This window comes from Methanogenium sp. MK-MG, assembly GCF_009914725.1.
GTDB lineage: Archaea > Halobacteriota > Methanomicrobia > Methanomicrobiales > Methanomicrobiaceae > Methanogenium.
On sequence record NZ_JAAAWJ010000048.1, the window covers coordinates 1 to 15,574 of the forward strand.

General features: G+C 53.1%; 17 protein-coding genes and 2 tRNA genes. 12 read left to right on the plus strand and 7 right to left on the minus strand.

The window, feature by feature from the left end:
* From MKMG_RS07820 to MKMG_RS07835, 5 genes are all read left to right on the plus strand, one after another.
* On the plus strand, positions 1-1,092 hold a 1,092-nt coding region (locus MKMG_RS07820), incomplete at its 5' end, for an ABC transporter substrate-binding protein (protein ID WP_165077093.1).
* A 387-nt stretch (positions 1,093-1,479) separates the two neighbouring features.
* Entirely contained in the window at positions 1,480-2,094 is a 615-nt protein-coding gene (locus tag MKMG_RS07825; RefSeq protein ID WP_165077094.1) for a flavin reductase family protein, read from the plus strand.
* Between the two features lie 66 nt (positions 2,095-2,160).
* Entirely contained in the window at positions 2,161-2,286 is a 126-nt protein-coding gene (locus MKMG_RS11680; protein ID WP_256366074.1) for a hypothetical protein, read from the plus strand.
* Positions 2,287-2,331: 45 nt separating this feature from the next.
* Positions 2,332-3,042: a potassium channel family protein gene (locus tag MKMG_RS07830; protein ID WP_165077096.1), complete on the plus strand. Its 711-nt coding sequence runs from the start codon at positions 2,332-2,334 to the stop codon at positions 3,040-3,042.
* Between the two features lie 192 nt (positions 3,043-3,234).
* On the plus strand, positions 3,235-3,456 hold the full coding sequence (locus tag MKMG_RS07835) for a hypothetical protein (protein WP_165077098.1): 222 nt from the start codon (positions 3,235-3,237) through the stop codon (positions 3,454-3,456).
* A 76-nt stretch (positions 3,457-3,532) separates the two neighbouring features.
* On the opposite strand, the gene MKMG_RS07840 is transcribed toward MKMG_RS07835, so the two are convergent.
* Positions 3,533-3,712: a hypothetical protein gene (locus tag MKMG_RS07840; RefSeq protein ID WP_165077099.1), complete on the minus strand. Its 180-nt coding sequence runs from the start codon at positions 3,710-3,712 to the stop codon at positions 3,533-3,535.
* 487 nt (positions 3,713-4,199) lie between these two features.
* Entirely contained in the window at positions 4,200-4,622 is a 423-nt protein-coding gene (locus MKMG_RS07845; RefSeq protein WP_165077100.1) for a co-chaperone YbbN, read from the minus strand.
* Positions 4,623-4,758: 136 nt separating this feature from the next.
* Between MKMG_RS07845 and MKMG_RS07850 the strand changes: the two genes are divergently transcribed.
* Together MKMG_RS07850 and MKMG_RS07855 are read left to right on the plus strand one after the other, a co-directional pair.
* Positions 4,759-4,833: transfer RNA gene (locus tag MKMG_RS07850), tRNA-Met, on the plus strand.
* A 336-nt stretch (positions 4,834-5,169) separates the two neighbouring features.
* Positions 5,170-5,244: transfer RNA gene (locus MKMG_RS07855), tRNA-Met, on the plus strand.
* Between the two features lie 171 nt (positions 5,245-5,415).
* Here the strand turns inward: MKMG_RS07855 and purF are convergent.
* From purF to MKMG_RS07870, 3 genes are read right to left on the minus strand one after another with little or no spacing between them, the layout of a single operon-like run.
* Positions 5,416-6,840 carry an amidophosphoribosyltransferase gene (gene purF / locus MKMG_RS07860; RefSeq protein ID WP_165077102.1) on the minus strand — a complete coding sequence of 475 codons (1,425 nt, stop codon included), beginning with the start codon at positions 6,838-6,840 and terminating at the stop codon, positions 5,416-5,418.
* 33 nt (positions 6,841-6,873) lie between these two features.
* Positions 6,874-7,038 carry a 50S ribosomal protein L37e gene (locus MKMG_RS07865; RefSeq protein WP_165077103.1) on the minus strand — a complete coding sequence of 55 codons (165 nt, stop codon included), beginning with the start codon at positions 7,036-7,038 and terminating at the stop codon, positions 6,874-6,876.
* 26 nt (positions 7,039-7,064) lie between these two features.
* A complete protein-coding gene (locus MKMG_RS07870) occupies positions 7,065-7,292 on the minus strand; it encodes an LSM domain-containing protein (RefSeq protein WP_165077105.1) in 228 nt (75 codons plus the stop codon).
* A 128-nt stretch (positions 7,293-7,420) separates the two neighbouring features.
* Between MKMG_RS07870 and MKMG_RS07875 the strand changes: the two genes are divergently transcribed.
* Genes MKMG_RS07875 through MKMG_RS07885 form a run of 3 tightly spaced genes read left to right on the plus strand, consistent with a single transcriptional unit; the run spans position 7,421 to position 8,889 of the window.
* Positions 7,421-7,918, plus strand: a complete 498-nt coding sequence (locus MKMG_RS07875; RefSeq protein WP_165077107.1) for a DUF1947 domain-containing protein — start codon at positions 7,421-7,423, stop codon at positions 7,916-7,918.
* Between the two features lie 54 nt (positions 7,919-7,972).
* Entirely contained in the window at positions 7,973-8,353 is a 381-nt protein-coding gene (gene sepF / locus MKMG_RS07880; RefSeq protein ID WP_165077109.1) for a cell division protein SepF, read from the plus strand.
* 2 nt (positions 8,354-8,355) lie between these two features.
* Entirely contained in the window at positions 8,356-8,889 is a 534-nt protein-coding gene (locus MKMG_RS07885; RefSeq protein ID WP_165077111.1) for a ZPR1 zinc finger domain-containing protein, read from the plus strand.
* 988 nt (positions 8,890-9,877) lie between these two features.
* Here the strand turns inward: MKMG_RS07885 and purM are convergent.
* Positions 9,878-10,882 (minus strand): phosphoribosylformylglycinamidine cyclo-ligase, encoded by a 1,005-nt coding sequence (gene purM / locus MKMG_RS07890; RefSeq protein ID WP_165077113.1) that lies wholly within the window; start codon positions 10,880-10,882, stop codon positions 9,878-9,880.
* A gap of 2 nt (positions 10,883-10,884) precedes the next feature.
* Positions 10,885-12,267, minus strand: coding sequence for an aspartate kinase (locus MKMG_RS07895; RefSeq protein WP_165077119.1), 1,383 nt, complete (start codon positions 12,265-12,267; stop codon positions 10,885-10,887).
* A gap of 71 nt (positions 12,268-12,338) precedes the next feature.
* Between MKMG_RS07895 and tfrA the strand changes: the two genes are divergently transcribed.
* Positions 12,339-13,970, plus strand: coding sequence for a fumarate reductase (CoM/CoB) subunit TfrA (gene tfrA / locus MKMG_RS07900; RefSeq protein WP_165077115.1), 1,632 nt, complete (start codon positions 12,339-12,341; stop codon positions 13,968-13,970).
* The gene (tfrB, locus tag MKMG_RS07905) at positions 13,967-15,463 is read left to right on the plus strand and encodes a fumarate reductase (CoM/CoB) subunit TfrB (protein ID WP_165077117.1); all 1,497 of its coding nucleotides are present in this window, start codon (positions 13,967-13,969) and stop codon (positions 15,461-15,463) included. Before tfrA ends, tfrB begins: the two co-directional genes overlap by 4 nt.
* Positions 15,464-15,574 lie beyond the last annotated feature (111 nt).

Below are 15,574 nucleotides of genomic sequence, written 5' to 3' on the forward strand. Positions count from 1 at the left end.
CCGGATTACGGAGACAATGAGACGATCAAAATCGGCATCATGCTCCCCCTTACTGGCGGTCTTGCGGAATATGGTATGGATGTAAAGACAGGTGTGGACATGGCAGTCGATGAGATCAATGCCAAAGGCGGCATCGGCGGCAAAGAGGTGAAGGCAGTCTATAAGAACACATGGGGCTATCCGGACCGGGCTGCAAAACTCATGAAGGAATGCGCAGAGGAAGGGATTCCTGTGGTCATCGGTGATATCACGAGCGCTGGCGCCCTTGCATGCGCAGAGATTGCTGAAGAGGAACGGATTGTCCTCATCTCCCAGGCGGCAACCACACCGGAACTGACCGGGTATGGATCGTATGTCTTCCGGACCATCTCATCAGATACCTATCAGGGGCGGGGCATGGCCCGGATCTTCCGGATCTTCCACCCCGACGCAGACAATGTAACAGTCCTCTATATTGACAATACCTATGGCACCGGCCTGATGGAGTCATTTGTGAATGCGGGAGAGGACGGGGGATTTACCGTGCAACAGGCGATATCCTTCGAGGAAGGGCAGCGCACCTTCGCCAGTGAAGTGGCAGCCATCCATGCCTCCGGAACGGACGGTGTCGCCCTCATCTCCCATATTGCTGAGGCGGATTATATCCTGAAAGAAGCAGAGGCACAGGGGCTTGATGTCGCCTGGGTCGGGTCAGACGGCATCGTCACCACTGAACTCTATTCCCATGTTGGCCCGTATACAGAAGGGTTCATCGCCACGATGCAGGCAAGCGAGGTCCGCGACCCGGTATTCATCCGCGAATACCAGATACGGGCCAAAGACAGCACGGTCAACTGGATGGCACCGTATTCCTACGACACAGTGATGATTGTCACGGAGGCCATCAGGTATGGCGGTTACTCGGCAGATGAGATCCGTGATGCATTCGGGAAGATACGGCACCTGGGTGTCTGCGGCCCAAAGGTCTTTGAGGATGACGGAGGGATCCCCCCCGCCTTTGATGTGATGCGGATCGAAGATGGTGTATGGAGACGGGTATCATGGAAGGAGATCACCACTACTGAGAGCGCCGGCAAAAGCACCGCCCACTAAAGAGGCCGGCCCCATAGCAAAGCGCATTGCTATGAACCGTCCAGTTCATACAAAAACAGAACACCACACCCTGTAACGAAAAGGGACGGCCGAGACGGAATCCGGGCAGGGATTGCAACCCTGTACGATATCTCCGCAAATTATATTATTTTGAGATTCACTGGCGAAATTCGCTGTTTTTTCAATATCCATACAATGACTGCAACAATCAATTTCTTTTTTCATTTAAACGACCATACGGGATTAAATTGATAATCCCAACCCGAAACTGTGTAGCCTGACATATCTATAAATAACAGCAACACGATTCAGGGCTTATCCACGTCTGGCAGGTCCGCCGGGGGGTCTGGAAGGCCGGCGTGCGCGGAGATCATCAGGAGGCATGAGATGACAGCACAAAAAACAACACCAAAAACCAATGGGGGGAGACTGTCTGAGACAGAGAAAAAAGCGATCGGAAAAAATGTATTCATCTGCCCAATGCCGGTCATCATTGTCGGAACCCGCCTGAACAACCGCCCTAACTTTCTGACCGTCGGGTGGGTGACACGGGCAAATGTGAGTCCTCCTATGATCGCCATCGGGATTAACAAGTCAAACGCATCGGCAGACGGCATCATCATGCACAAGGCCTTCTCAGTAAACTTCCCCGGAACTGATCTCATTGAAAAGACAGACTATTGTGGTCTGGTATCCGGAAAATATAAGGATAAATCCCGGTTATTTGACATATTCTACGGTGACCTGAAGAATGCACCCATGATCCAAAACTGCCCGATCACGCTTGAATGCCAGCTTACAGAGACGATTGATCTCCCGACAAACTACCTTTTTATCGGTGAAATAAAAGGAGCATATGGCGATGAAAACTGTTTTACCGGCGGAAAACCGGACGTCACAGAAATAAACCCGCTCCTGCTCTCCATGCCGGACAATTCATACTGGCAGGTCGGAGAATTCCTTGGGCGTGCCTGTAAAATCGGCAGGAGCCTGAAGGCCTGAAACATTTTTTAGATTCGACTGACAATGCAGGAGTAGACAGCCCCGCAGGCGTGAGGAGAAGAAAAGGTGGGTCACAGAGTTAAGATATCAGAGGGAGATACATTCATCGGAACCGGCGATGTGCTGGCAGACGGTTCTGTTGTCATTGACATCCCGTTCACCGAAGAATTCCCGGATGAAGACGATATTTAGGCGCAGTGCTGCCCTGCCGGGACAGAGATTTCGGAGTAGTATTACATGATACGACAGACAGGAATCACTGCCCGGTGGTATGGCAGCGCAGCAAACCGCTTTCTCTTCCTTTTGACCGCCCTCATTGCGCTCATCTTCTTCTATCCGTTTGTAGAAGAGTTTGACCGGAACGGCTACATCTTTCCCGTACTGATGAACATCATTCTTTTTCTGGCACTCTATGCAGTCATTGATCGGAATCAACACTTCAGGATCGCCCTTATTCTCCTGCTGCCTGCGATGTGCATGCTCTGGGCACGTGCCGTCTTCGGGATGATCCCGGAAGTAATTGTCGGGTCTGCCCTCACATCAGCACTCTTCTTCAGCGTTATTATTGCGATTATCGTACACAGGATTCTCACCACCAGGCACGTAAACCGGGATACCATATACGGAGCAGTCTGTGTCTACCTGCTGATAGGTCTGCTCTGGGCCAGTATGTATGCCGCCGCTGCAGAGATGTCACCGGCAGCATTCTCATATACACCTGACATCACGATGTCGGGAAATTCCCTGACCTTCGGAGACCTCCTCTACTTCAGTTTTATCACACTCACCACCACCGGCTACGGAGATATCATCCCGACGATGAGAGTCACACAGTCTCTTGCAATGGTTGAGGCAATAACCGGAGTCATCTTCCTCGCCGTCTTTGTCTCCCGCCTGGTTGGAATCGTCGGATGGGACACGGCATCAGAGGAAGAAGAGCGTAAATAATAATTAAAAAATGTCTCCTGACCACAGGACCTGTGAACCTGCCATCAGAATCCAACAAAATGAGGGACGGGGAGGAGAGAGGATGATAACAGATCTGCACTTCTCTGAGAATTATAGTGGCGAACGTTTCTTTTTGAACTAATAGTAAATGCAATTAAGCGTTTAATATCGTTTAATTTCAAAAATAAACGTTTGGCATCATATGGAGAATGCCAGATATTCTTAGAAGTCTGGTTTTTGACTATAATCCCGCAGCACGCCACAACGACTAAATCAGCAAACGAAAGTATCTCAGCCAAGACCGCAAGAGGTCCCTCTTTGACAGGAATGAAGGCAGCCCCCGGCCACATAAACTCAAATACGGTTTATCACCCGGATATCCACACCAACAGGACAAAAAAGAATATGGCCTGAACCCGGGGACGATCCCTCGTATCCCCCGGCATCCATATGTTGAATCAATCCCGGTCAGGGATGATGCAGATATGTCTCAGTCTGCTTCATCGCGTTCTGAAACCATGACACGAATCTCATCGTGGTCGCTTACATGCCATGACGACTCATAATTCAGACAGTATACATCAGAGACAGAGGAACAGACGAGCTCATCACGCTCTTCCAGATCATACTCCCGCATTGGTTTCAGGTACTCGAACCCGCTAATTCTCATGAACTCCATGATATCTCTACAAAATGATAATCACAGTGACACGTATATAAATCTTATTGAGGATGCATCACCGAATATGAACCCGGAATTCAAAAAAAAATAAATAACGACGTATATGCATTTAATTTAATATCAGGAGGATATTTGTGAAAAATGACAGTATCCTTATGGAAATAACTCAAAAAAATCAAAAATACCCGACATTTTCCAGATCCAGCAGGATTGCATCAGAATCCCACCCCCCGGACACTCCCGGAAAGGGAGCACAGGCGTGCAATCGCGCAGAAAAAACCCCAAAAGATCAGAACATATTGGGTGGGCCCACAGATAGATATATAAATAATCGACAAATCTCTCACCCCTGCCCATAACTCCACATATCAATATACTGCCCTGCTTTATACGCCCTGCAGCAAGACCAGCGAGACAGGAACTCCCTGCCGCCCGGACCTCATCACCGATCATGTTTCGACAGACAATATATCATTCAGAGTCCAAATACCCGCAACAGGGACGTGCGTATCGCTCCACCGGAGTGGGCACCGGTGAGTCGCCCCGCAAGAGATCCGTTTGCAAAGAAGAGCAGAGTCGGGATGGCTGAGATCTGGAAGGCCTGCATCGTCTCCAGGTTCATGTCAGCATCACATTTCCCTATAGTGACCGTTCCTGCAAACTCTGCTGCCAGTTCATCAATCACCGGTGCTATCGTCATGCACGGGCCACACCACTCAGTCCAGCAGTCTACAACAAGGTAGTGGTGGGCGTGAATGAGATCACCGATATTCATGTCCGTCACCTCTATAACAGTCCCCGGTGGTCTGGCAGGAACATTCACCCCCCCATTCAGATCCCTGAGACGTTTCTCGCGCAGGTCTGCGAGTTCATCCTCATACGAAATATCATCGACCATGAGAGGAAAAAATGGGCCATATCCACTTAACACTGCTGGAAATGGATATTTAACACCCTGAAACGCAGATAACTGGCGCATTTAAATGAAAACATATATCAAGGTACGAACCATAGTAGTATGACACACACTGTGAAGCGAGGTGGGGTAGTTAGGAAATCCCGACGGGCTCATAACCCGTAGATCGATGGTTCAAATCCATCCCTCGCTATTCTGAACATTTTTTATCATTTCAACTGAAATTTTCTGTTTTTAGTATCCAACGTTCAGAACGGGAGTTATAGCTCTCCGGGATGTGCACACATCATATCATTCACTCTACCAAAACAGCTTCAGGAATACAATTACAAAAAATCAGTGACAGTTATCCCCCGGAGGAAAACCCAGGTCTTGTCATGTAGTGTTTTGCAACGTATACTGCAGCGTTTTGACCCGATGGTGGATGTATACTCATTTTTCAGGCACCCGGCATACAGAAATTTCTATGAGATACCAATGCACGACATATATCAAGGTACGAACCATAGTAGTATGACACACACTGTGAAGCGAGGTGGGGTAGTTAGGAAATCCCGACGGGCTCATAACCCGTAGATCGATGGTTCAAATCCATCCCTCGCTATTCTGAACATTTTTTATCATTTCAACTGGAAAATTTTCTGTTTTTAATATCCAACGTTCTGAACGGGAGTTATTTTAGCACTCTGAGGCACACACATCAGCCTCATTCGCTACACTGACGCGGCGCCAGGAACACAATTAAAAAAGTCAGAAAAAAATCAGCGGGAGGGAGTTATTCCCCGGAGAATGACTCCAGTCCCGCCTGGTAATGTTTTGCAACGCAGGTGACCTCACGCGGACAGCAGCGTTCTGACCCGATTGCAAGCGGATACTCCCCGGTCAGGCACCCGACACAGAGATCTTCTCTCGGAATACCAATGGCACGGATCAGCGCAGATATTGATATGTGATGCAATGATGTCGCCCTGATGGACGCACAGACCTCTTCATTGTCAAGGTCGCTTGCAATCAGCTCGGCACGAGTGGGCATATCCACACCCAGGTAACACGGAGCCTTGATGGCAGGCGATCCGATACGCATATGCACCTCCCTGGCCCCTGCATCACGGACAATGTTCACCAGACGGCGTGAGGTGGTCCCACGGACGATGGAGTCATCAATGAGGATCAGGGACCGGTCCCTGAGATGGCCCCGGACGGGATTCAGTTTGATCCTGACCGCGGCCTCACGGGCTTCCTGCGTGGGCATGATGAATGTCCTGCCCATGTAACGGTTCTTGATGAGAGCCTCCCGGTAGCGGATACCTGACGCCTCCGCATAACCTGCCGCATGCGCCATTCCGGAGTCAGGAACCGGAGATACCAGATCGGCCTCCACCGGTGCTTCCTCAAACAGCGAGTGACCGATACGACGCCGTACGTCATAGACGAGGCGCCCGTCGATGACCGAATCCGGCCGGGCGAAGTAGACATACTCAAAGATACAGTGTGCCCGGTGAGAGGCCTCTGCAATCTGGTGGGACTCGATGCCATCTCTTTTCAGACAGACCAGTTCACCCGGACGGACATCACGGATAAATGAACCGCCCAGAGCATCAATGGCGACAGACTCTGACGCCACCACATACCCGGACTCAGTCCTTCCAACACACAGCGGGCGGATACCCAGCGGATCACGGAATGCCCAGACTTCATCGTCAAGCATCATCACTACCGAGTATGAGCCCTGGAGGCGGCGCATACACATGGCAACAGCTTCTGTGACATCCTCTGACACCCGGTATTCATCGGCGAGGATGTTGCCGATCACCTCGGTATCTGCCGTCGTGCAGAAGATCTGCCCGCGTTTTTCATATTCCTCCCTGAGACTGATGGTATTGACAAGATTTCCGTTGTGGACAAGTGCCACCTTCCGGCCCCGGAAGGTGAAGGTGAAAGGCTGGATGTTCTCCGGGATCTTCTCCCCTGTTGTCGGGTAACGGACATGTCCGACACCTGTTCCCCCTTTCAGACCACAAAGGGTCTTCTTATCAAACACTTCCGCAACAAGGCCATGGCTCTTCTCTTTATACAGCGTCAGGCCATCAAATGTTGCAATACCTGCGCTCTCCTGACCCCTGTGCTGCAGGGCGTAAAGCGCATAATACAGGGGGAATGAGACATCGCCTGAGTCGACGATGCCAACAATTCCACACATAATAAATTCCTAAAATCAGTGAAATCGAGTCATCTAGTTATTCGATGTCCAGTTATACTTACGCAGACGGGGGGACTTACCAAACCCGCATGACGCACATACTCCGTGGCGCTTGTGGAATGAAATCTTACCACAGCGTCTGCAGACAATATGCGTTGTTTTCTGCCGTTTACCCATTGAGGGTGTGCCTTTACTCATTTTTTGTCACCTACCTGAATGATACGTTATTCCACGGACGGGGAGATGTAGATCACATTGTCTCCACGGACGATTAAAGTGCCGCGTTTCTCAGCCACGCCGTCAATATCTTCCTCTGCATTGTCGAGGACGAGGTTCATATGAACATCATAGCCCTGAAGAATACCCCGGATCTCCCTACCGCCCTTGAGACTGACGATAACCGGTTTCTGGTTAAGGGCCTTATCTAAAATTTCCAATGGTCTTCTGGTCATAAGATTCCCTGCTCTAATCGATGAGGATTAGTATAATTGCGCCAGTAACATACATAAATATAACGACCATCCCCGGGTGGCCGGCAGGTAAACCGAAAAAGGACCCACATGGACGGTGAATTGTAAAAATGGCGAAGATAAACTCACGAAAAAGGCACATCATACGGAAATCCGATATCTCCCGTCTCTTCCAGGGGCTGGAAGAGGAGATCGGGACTGACACTGACCTCTTCCGCTCATCAACCGTAGAGGTGATAGACATCACCGGAGACATCTCCCTGTATCTCATCGAAAAAAAACCCTTACTGATGGAATACCAGGACATGGTCTTTCCGACCCTCAGAGGTGCCATTGCCCACCCGTTTTCGGCGCGGAACATCGTTGTTGATGCCGGTGCCGTGCGGTTCATGGCAAAGGGTGCCGATGTGATGCGCCCCGGCATTGTCCGCGTGAGTGATGATGTCCGGGCAGATCATCCGGTTCTCATCACCGAGGAGACCTATGGCAAACCACTTGCAGTAGGCATTGCAGCATTCGATGCAGCGGAGATTAACGCTGCAGAGACCGGCAAGATGGTCCGTACGTTCCATTATGTGGGGGATGAACTCTGGAACATCGATATCTGACGATATTCCGGAAAAAAGATACCATTAAATAAAATTCACTCTAAAACGATTTTCATGGCTAAATTTCTGGATTCCATCCTTGGCAAGGGTTCCTCATCTGCTGCTGAGTCAGATTATATGGAACTTGACCTTGCATCATTTGAATCCACTTCAGGGGATGCGTCACCGGCCTCCATGTACGTCAAGATTGCCGCAATAAACGACCTCAAAGATACGCCGCGGGTCAAAGACGAGATCTATAACGGAAATATCGTCATTGTCGATATATCCAGACTGAAGATGGACAAGATTACCTATGAACGGGTTCTCAAAGATCTCCGTGCCGTTGCACATGATATCAACGGGGATATTGTTGGTCTTGGCGACCAGAAATATGTGATCCTGACACCAATGTCCGTGAAAATTTCCCGAGAAAAGATCGGCGGAGGGCTCTGAGGGTGGACCGGGTCATCCGCGCCCCATGCCTCCAGTGTTCAGAAGAGATAGAATACCTGTATAAAACCGTAGAGATCCCATATTTTTCCGACATTCTTATTACAACCGTGATATGCGGCTCATGTGGATTCCGCTCTGTCGATGTAATGATACTGGGAGAGAACGAGCCGGCCCGTTATACTCTGGCGATCTCCTCACCGGAGGACATGGAGGCCCGTGTAATCCGGTCGACGACCGGCACCATAGAAATACCTGAACTGGGCATTCTCATAGAACCCGGACCCATCTGTGAAGGGTTCATCACCAATGTGGAGGGAGTGCTTGTCCGCATAGGAGATGTCATCGACCGCGTGATCACCTGGTCGGAAGGCGAAGAACTGGAGCGCGCCCATGAACTCAAAGCACGTATTGAAGATATGCGATCGGGCAACGTGCCCTTTGTCCTGATTGTCCAGGACGAGGACGGGAACAGCGCTATCATCCATCCGAATACAGAGAAGAGTGCGCCCATCCCATACGAAGACAGGATGGAGTGACCCACATTCTTTTTTCTGTTCAGCCCTGAACAGACCACAGAGACCCTGCACCTCCAAACATATGCATGCCCCGGGTACCCGAAGAGGGCGACAGCACAGGAGGGTGCCATCTGCAGTTCATACCAGAAACGCCAGAGACATCCCCTGCAATACCCACAGAAAATGCAATTTCAAGGCCGTAACTGAGATAAGACACCTGATTTTTCGGGATACGGGCGACACACTGCATCCAATCCATGCAGGTGCCGTAAAACACTGAAAGAACGGTATCGGACCGGACTTCTCCCCGGCCATCCGGATACCAGAATCTACAAACAATAAATATCGATAATCAATCGTTAAAGAACGATTTAACGTCAGAATCGCATCTTTTTTTGAATTTTGGAATTGACCTGCAGAAAGATATATATTACCTGCACGGCAGTATGCACCACCTACCACAAAGGAGGTGGTTAGAGAAGAGCAGGACACCCGCAGATGTGAACAACAGATGTTAATAACCAACCGCCATGCTGATTTTGTTCTTTACCCATGAAAGAACGGTAGCAGGATGGCTTTCACGAACGATAATGAGTCAGACCGAGACTCGAATGCAACATATGGAAAATATTTCTTTACCGTCCTGTGTGGAGGATGCACCCGTCATATTCCGGGCACGTTAAAGGATATAACCCGTACTGTACAGATACCAATGAACATGCCCTGCATGTGACTGAACGATACCACACAGATACAGAACCACCCAATTCAAATCGCAGAATACCGCAATACCCTAATGCCGCCCGGTCTGATGGAGCAATGGGCGGCAAGTCCCACCTCATTTTTTGCAGGCCGCCCACACAAGAGGCACACACACAGACGGCCTGCATAAATATTACGGCATTACTCAGGTCTGAAATCGGTATTATGTCATCATCCGGGAGTGGCGGGCCCAGGCACAGGGGGTAACATTTCTTCACAAAAAATAGTGAAAAATATAGGGTAAATGTTATTCTATCGGTTCGCCGCGGAGGAAGACACCCGGCGTATCCGTGACCCTGCCCACGGGCCGGGCATCGGTAAAGACCTTCTGCACCACCGGCACCGACTCCTCCGGGACGATAAAAACATACCCCATGCCCATGTTGAAGGTCCGGTACATCTCCGCCTCTTCCACATCGCCCATTGACTGCATCCAGGGGAAGACCGGCTGCGGTATGAGAGGATCTGTGATCTCATAGCCCCAGTCACCCAGGCGCTTCAGATTGAGAAGGCCGCCTCCCGTGATATGGCACATGCCATGCACATCACAGGCAGCGGTGACAGACATTACGCCCGCATAAATGCGTGTCGGGGTAAGAAGCTCCTCACCAAGTGTGGTCCCCCATGGCATCTCCTGATCATAGCGTGCATAGGAATCCACCAGTTCACGGGCAAGGGTGAGACCGTTTGAATGAATGCCTGAGGACGGCACACCCACGATGACATCGCCTGCGGTGATCGTCTCCCCCGTGATGATCGCATCCTGCTTCTGGATTCCAAGACAGGTGCCTGCCACGTCAAGGCCGGTCACCATGCCCTTCAGGGTTGCAGTCTCGCCGCCGATGACCGTCATATTTGCCTGCCGGGCCCCCTCGTTTAAGCCCATGCCCACCTGCTCCATCTTACTGATGGAGAGTTTATCTGTGGCCACATAATCGACAAAGGCAACAGGCTCGATATTCATCACATAGAGGTCGTTTACATTCATCGCGATGCAGTCAATACCGATGGTGCTCCAGTCCTCCATCACATCGGCAACCAGCATCTTGGTGCCGACACCGTCCACCGCCATGGCAAGATAATAGTCACCAAACTCAATCAGACCGGCAAAATGCCCGCTACCGCCCGCCGGTGCGCAGTCACCCTCCCGCCGGAAGGTCAGTGTGGAGACGAGTGCCTTCACTGCAGTTGCCTCCAGCCCAATATCCACGCCCGCTTCACTGTATGTATGTTTTCTGGTGAGTCCTTTCATCTTCAACTCTCCTCTGCAAGCCCGAATTCATCATGCAGCACACGGACGGCCCGCGGCCCGTCTGCCTGTTTCACCACAAATGAGACATTCACCTCAGATGATCCCTGTGAGATCATCATGAGGTTGATGCTCTCCCGCCCGAGGGCCGTGAATATCCGGCCGGATATGCCGGGTGAACCGGCCATACCGACTCCGACCACGGCAACCGCCACCACATTGCGGTCATGCCCCACTTCCTGGACATACCCCCTCTGCATCACCTCATTGAGTGCGGCGAGGGCGGCAGCCAGGTGTTCATCATCCACAATGAGAGAGATATTTGCCTCAGACGACCCCTGTGAGATCATCATGATATTCACCTCAAACTCACCCAGTGCGGAGAAGATGGCACGGGCAACCCCCGGCCGCCCGACCATCTGGGCACCGGTGATGTTTATTAAAGAGACCTTGTCGATGTAGGTAATAGCCTTCACCACCCGGTGGTCGGGTGTGCTCGTGTCCATCACACAGGTGCCCGCTGCCGCCGGGTTGAAGGTGTTCTTCACCCGGACAAGGATTCCCTTCTGCATTGCCGGTTCAATGGAACGTGGATGCAGCACCTTTGCCCCGAAAAACGAGAGTTCCATCGCCTCGTGGTATGAGACATTCGAGAGCACCCGTGCGTCCTCAATAAGCCGGGGGTCAGCGGTCATCACACCATCTACATCAGTCCAGATCCAGATCTCATCTGCATCGATTGCGGTGCCTACGATGGCAGCCGAATAGTCTGAACCGCTGCGCCCAAGGGTCGTCACAATCCCGTCACCGGTGCAGCCCATATAGCCCATGATAACCGGCACCGACTCCCCAAGAAGCGGGATGACACGGGACTGAATGTGGATTCTGCTCTCCGGCAGCACCTCGGCACATCCGTGGCGTGCTGTCGTCCGGATACCGGCCTCACAACCGTTCAGTGCCAGTGAGGGAATGCCTGCTTCCCGCAGTGCCGCAGAGACGATGAGGGCAGACAGACGTTCACCAAACGACATGATATAATCACGCGACCGGAGTGTCAGTTCCCGCAGGTTATAGACCGCTGTAAGAATATTCTCCAGGTCACAAAGCCGCTCGTCGATTACCTTCATAACGGCGTCATATTCGCCTGGTGCTACTGCCTGCACTACCTTCCCGTGACGCGTCCGCATCGATGCAATAAACGTATCAATGGGCGGTTCATCACGGGCACCTTCAATCTCTGCCGCGATTGCGTGGAGCTGATCGGTTACTCCAGCCATCGCTGAAACCACAACACAGAGCTCATTGCCCGCTGTATGGTAATGGTTTAGTATTCCGACAACACGGCCGATGCATTCCTGATCACCGACCGAAGTGCCGCCAAATTTCATTAAAAGCCTCATTCTGGCTCCACTATCCTATCTATTTCTTTATGTAAGTATACGGCATAATGGTTAATATCATGCCTGGAGATCATGTGACTGACTGCCATGTGCTTGTCATCGGCAGCGGCGGGGCCGGCTGCAGAGCGGCACTTGAAGCCAGCCAGTATGGCGAAACAGTGCTCCTTTCACGGACGCTGACGGGAAAAGGCGGATGCACCGTCATGGCGGAAGGAGGATATAATGCAGTCCTTGCGGAGGAAGATTCAACGGGGCTGCATTTTGAAGATACCATGCGCGGGGGGGCATACCTCAACGACCCGGAACTGGCAGATATTCTTGTGACCGAGTCACCGGACCGTTTCCGGGATCTCACTGCCTGGGGCTCGGTCTTTGACGTGGAGGAGGACTGTGTACCGGCGCAGCGTCCCTTCGGCGGCCAGCGGTTCAACCGCACCTGCTATGCAGGCGACCGGTCGGGTCATGAGATGATCGCAACCCTCACTGAACAGATAAGAAATACCGGGATACGGCAAATGCAGGAGACGAGCGCCATCGACCTCCTCATGGACGGCCGGCGTGTGGCAGGCGCCGTCACACTGGACGGGGACGGTACACTGGGTGTAATCACCGCAGATGCGACCATCCTCGCCACCGGCGGCGGCACACGGTGCTATGACATATCCACCAACTGTGCCGCAGGAACCGGAGACGGCTTTGCCCTCGGATACCGGGCAGGGGCCACCCTCATCGACATGGAGATGGTGCAGTTCCACCCGACAGGCGCTGTCTATCCACCCGACTCACGCGGCCGCCTCATCACCGAGGCCGTCCGCGGGGAAGGCGGGGTGCTGAAGAACAGCCTAGGGGAACGGTTTATGGAACGCTATGACACGGAGAGAATGGAACTCTCCACCCGTGATGTGGTCTCGCGGTCCATTGCAACCGAGATCCTCGAAGGCCGCGGCAGTGAACACGGTGGAGTCTACCTTGACGTGACTCACCTGCCGGCAGCAGAGATCGAACGCCGGCTGCCCATCATGCTGGAGCAGTTCCTCCAGTTTGGTGTGGACATCAGGATTCAGCCGATGGAGGTCGCCCCCACCGCACACCACCTCATGGGCGGGCTGAAGATAAACCCGGATGCGGCGACCACCCTCCCCGGACTCTATGCCTGCGGTGAGGTCGCGGGCGGCATCCACGGGGCCAACCGCCTCGGCGGCAACGCCCTTGCAGACACCCAGGTCTTCGGAAAACGCGCCGGAGAGGCCGCAGGAAAGGCACCTGCCATCACCCTTCAGGTTGATATTGACGAGGTGCTCGCAACGGAGGCCGCACGCTGTGACGCATACTGCCGCGGGACCACTCCCCCACATGAGATCACCCGTGAACTGAAGCATGCGATGTGGGACAATGCCGGCATCTTCCGGACGAAAGCAGGGCTGAAGGAGGTGGAAGCCACCGTCAGCCGCCTCCAGAACCTGGTGCCGAAGGCAGCAGACCGCCGGATGCTCAATGAGTGCTGCACCGTCACCAACATGCTCACGGTCGCACGCCTCATCATCCACGGCGCACTCCTCAGGGAGGAGTCACGCGGTGCCCATGTCAGGCAGGACATCACACAGGACTGGACACCTGCAGACTCGCCCTTCGGCCATACGGTGCAGTCACTGTTCGGGACTGCCATTGAAGAGAGACGAGGTGCAGCATGAACACGATTACCTTTACTATCGAGCGCTTTGACCCGGAGACAGACCCGGCACCGCATACTGAGACCTATACCGTTGACATAAACGAGGGGGCACGGGTACTGGACACCCTCCACGCCGTCCGGGAACAGTGCGACCCGTCCCTTACCTACCGCTACTGCTGTGGGTCAGGACAATGCGGCAGCTGTACGGTCCAGGTAAACGGCGAGCCGGTGCTTGCCTGCATGCACGAGGCCTGTGACGGGATGGCAGTCGCCCCCCTGAACCTCCCGGTGGAGCGTGACCTCAAGGTGGAGATGAAGAGCTATCTGCAGGACCTCACAGGCATCACACCCGGCATCTTCACCGGCTACCTGACGGTGGAGGCAAACGAGGCGATACGACCCATCCGGGACTGTATCGAATGCCTCGCCTGCGTATCCGAGTGTCCCGCGGTTGCGGTCACCGCCTTTGCAGGCCCGACCGCGATGCGCCAGGAGATGCGTATTGCCCTTGACCCACGGGACGACCGGGACCGTGCGTCACTCACCGTCGACGAGGGTCTGTTTACCTGCACCACCTGCCAGCGCTGCCTGGAAGTCTGTCCGAAGCATATTGAGATTCCGGGGAAGGCCATCGAGAAACTGCGGGAGATTGCACACCGCGAGGGCCTCACCCTCCCGAAGCACCAGACGGTCGCAGATATGGTCCGTGCCACCGGTCGGGGTGTGGACCGCATCATGCCCACCGTGCTGGAGCAGGTGCCTGAGGTCATCGAGCCGGTGGGCAAGGTCAGAGGGGAGGTCGGGTTCTTTGTCGGCTGTATGTACAACGGCCGCCTGCCGGACACTGCCCTGAAGATGCTCGCCGTGCTGCGCAGAAACGGCATCCGTGTGATCATTCCGCCCGAACAGGTCTGTTGTGGATCTCCCCTGATACGGACCGGCCAGACTGAATTTATACGCGAACTCAAACGGATTAATATCGGGTGCTTTACCAAACGGGGTATTGAAACCGTCCTCACCATGTGTGCCGGGTGCGGCTCCACCCTGAAAAACGACTATGACACGCCCTACCGTGTCATCGATATCAATGAACTGATGACCGAGTATGGCATCGAACCGCCGGTCTCATCCTCCATTCCCATGACCTACCACGACCCCTGTCACCTCCGCCGGGGCCAGGGCGTCACAGAAGAGCCGCGGGCCATTCTCCGGATGCTGACAGACGACTTCCGCGAGATGCCGGCACGCTGCTGCGGGGCAGGCGGCGGTGTACGGTCAGGGATGGCTGAGGTGGCAGCAGACCTCGGCCGTGACCGCCGGGAGGCTATTGCAGAGACCGGGGCAGCGGCCATCGTCACCTCATGCCCGTTCTGTGAGTTCCATATCGGTGAACACTCCGCAGTCCCTGTCATCAATATCACAACCCTGCTCTTCGAGTCATACGAAAAGAGGGACGAAGAATCAGGAGAGGATAGCGGCTGGAAGGATCTCCCCTGCAGGGAAGAAGAATAACCTAAAAACAGAGTAACTATTCAGCCATGAGGTCTTGAACAGTGAATGGTTTCCCTTCGGCCAACTTTTTCAGTGCCTCATAGACTGACTTTCCGTTCTTCCTGACTGTCG

Bases quoted from the DNA above. Each gene is read 5' to 3' on its own strand.
- MKMG_RS07825 (WP_165077094.1), top strand. From the start codon at position 1,480: ATGACAGCACAAAAAACAACACCAAAAACCAATGGGGGGAGACTGTCT.
- MKMG_RS07830 (WP_165077096.1), top strand. From the start codon at position 2,332: ATGATACGACAGACAGGAATCACTGCCCGGTGGTATGGCAGCGCAGCA.
- MKMG_RS07840 (WP_165077099.1), bottom strand. From the start codon at position 3,712: ATGAGAATTAGCGGGTTCGAGTACCTGAAACCAATGCGGGAGTATGAT.
- MKMG_RS07845 (WP_165077100.1), bottom strand. From the start codon at position 4,622: ATGGTCGATGATATTTCGTATGAGGATGAACTCGCAGACCTGCGCGAG.
- purF (WP_165077102.1), bottom strand. From the start codon at position 6,840: ATGTGTGGAATTGTTGGCATCGTCGACTCAGGCGATGTCTCATTCCCC.
- MKMG_RS07865 (WP_165077103.1), bottom strand. From the start codon at position 7,038: ATGAGTAAAGGCACACCCTCAATGGGTAAACGGCAGAAAACAACGCAT.
- MKMG_RS07870 (WP_165077105.1), bottom strand. From the start codon at position 7,292: ATGACCAGAAGACCATTGGAAATTTTAGATAAGGCCCTTAACCAGAAA.
- MKMG_RS07875 (WP_165077107.1), top strand. From the start codon at position 7,421: ATGGCGAAGATAAACTCACGAAAAAGGCACATCATACGGAAATCCGAT.
- sepF (WP_165077109.1), top strand. From the start codon at position 7,973: ATGGCTAAATTTCTGGATTCCATCCTTGGCAAGGGTTCCTCATCTGCT.
- purM (WP_165077113.1), bottom strand. From the start codon at position 10,882: ATGAAAGGACTCACCAGAAAACATACATACAGTGAAGCGGGCGTGGAT.
- MKMG_RS07895 (WP_165077119.1), bottom strand. From the start codon at position 12,267: ATGAAATTTGGCGGCACTTCGGTCGGTGATCAGGAATGCATCGGCCGT.
- tfrA (WP_165077115.1), top strand. From the start codon at position 12,339: ATGCCTGGAGATCATGTGACTGACTGCCATGTGCTTGTCATCGGCAGC.
- tfrB (WP_165077117.1), top strand. From the start codon at position 13,967: ATGAACACGATTACCTTTACTATCGAGCGCTTTGACCCGGAGACAGAC.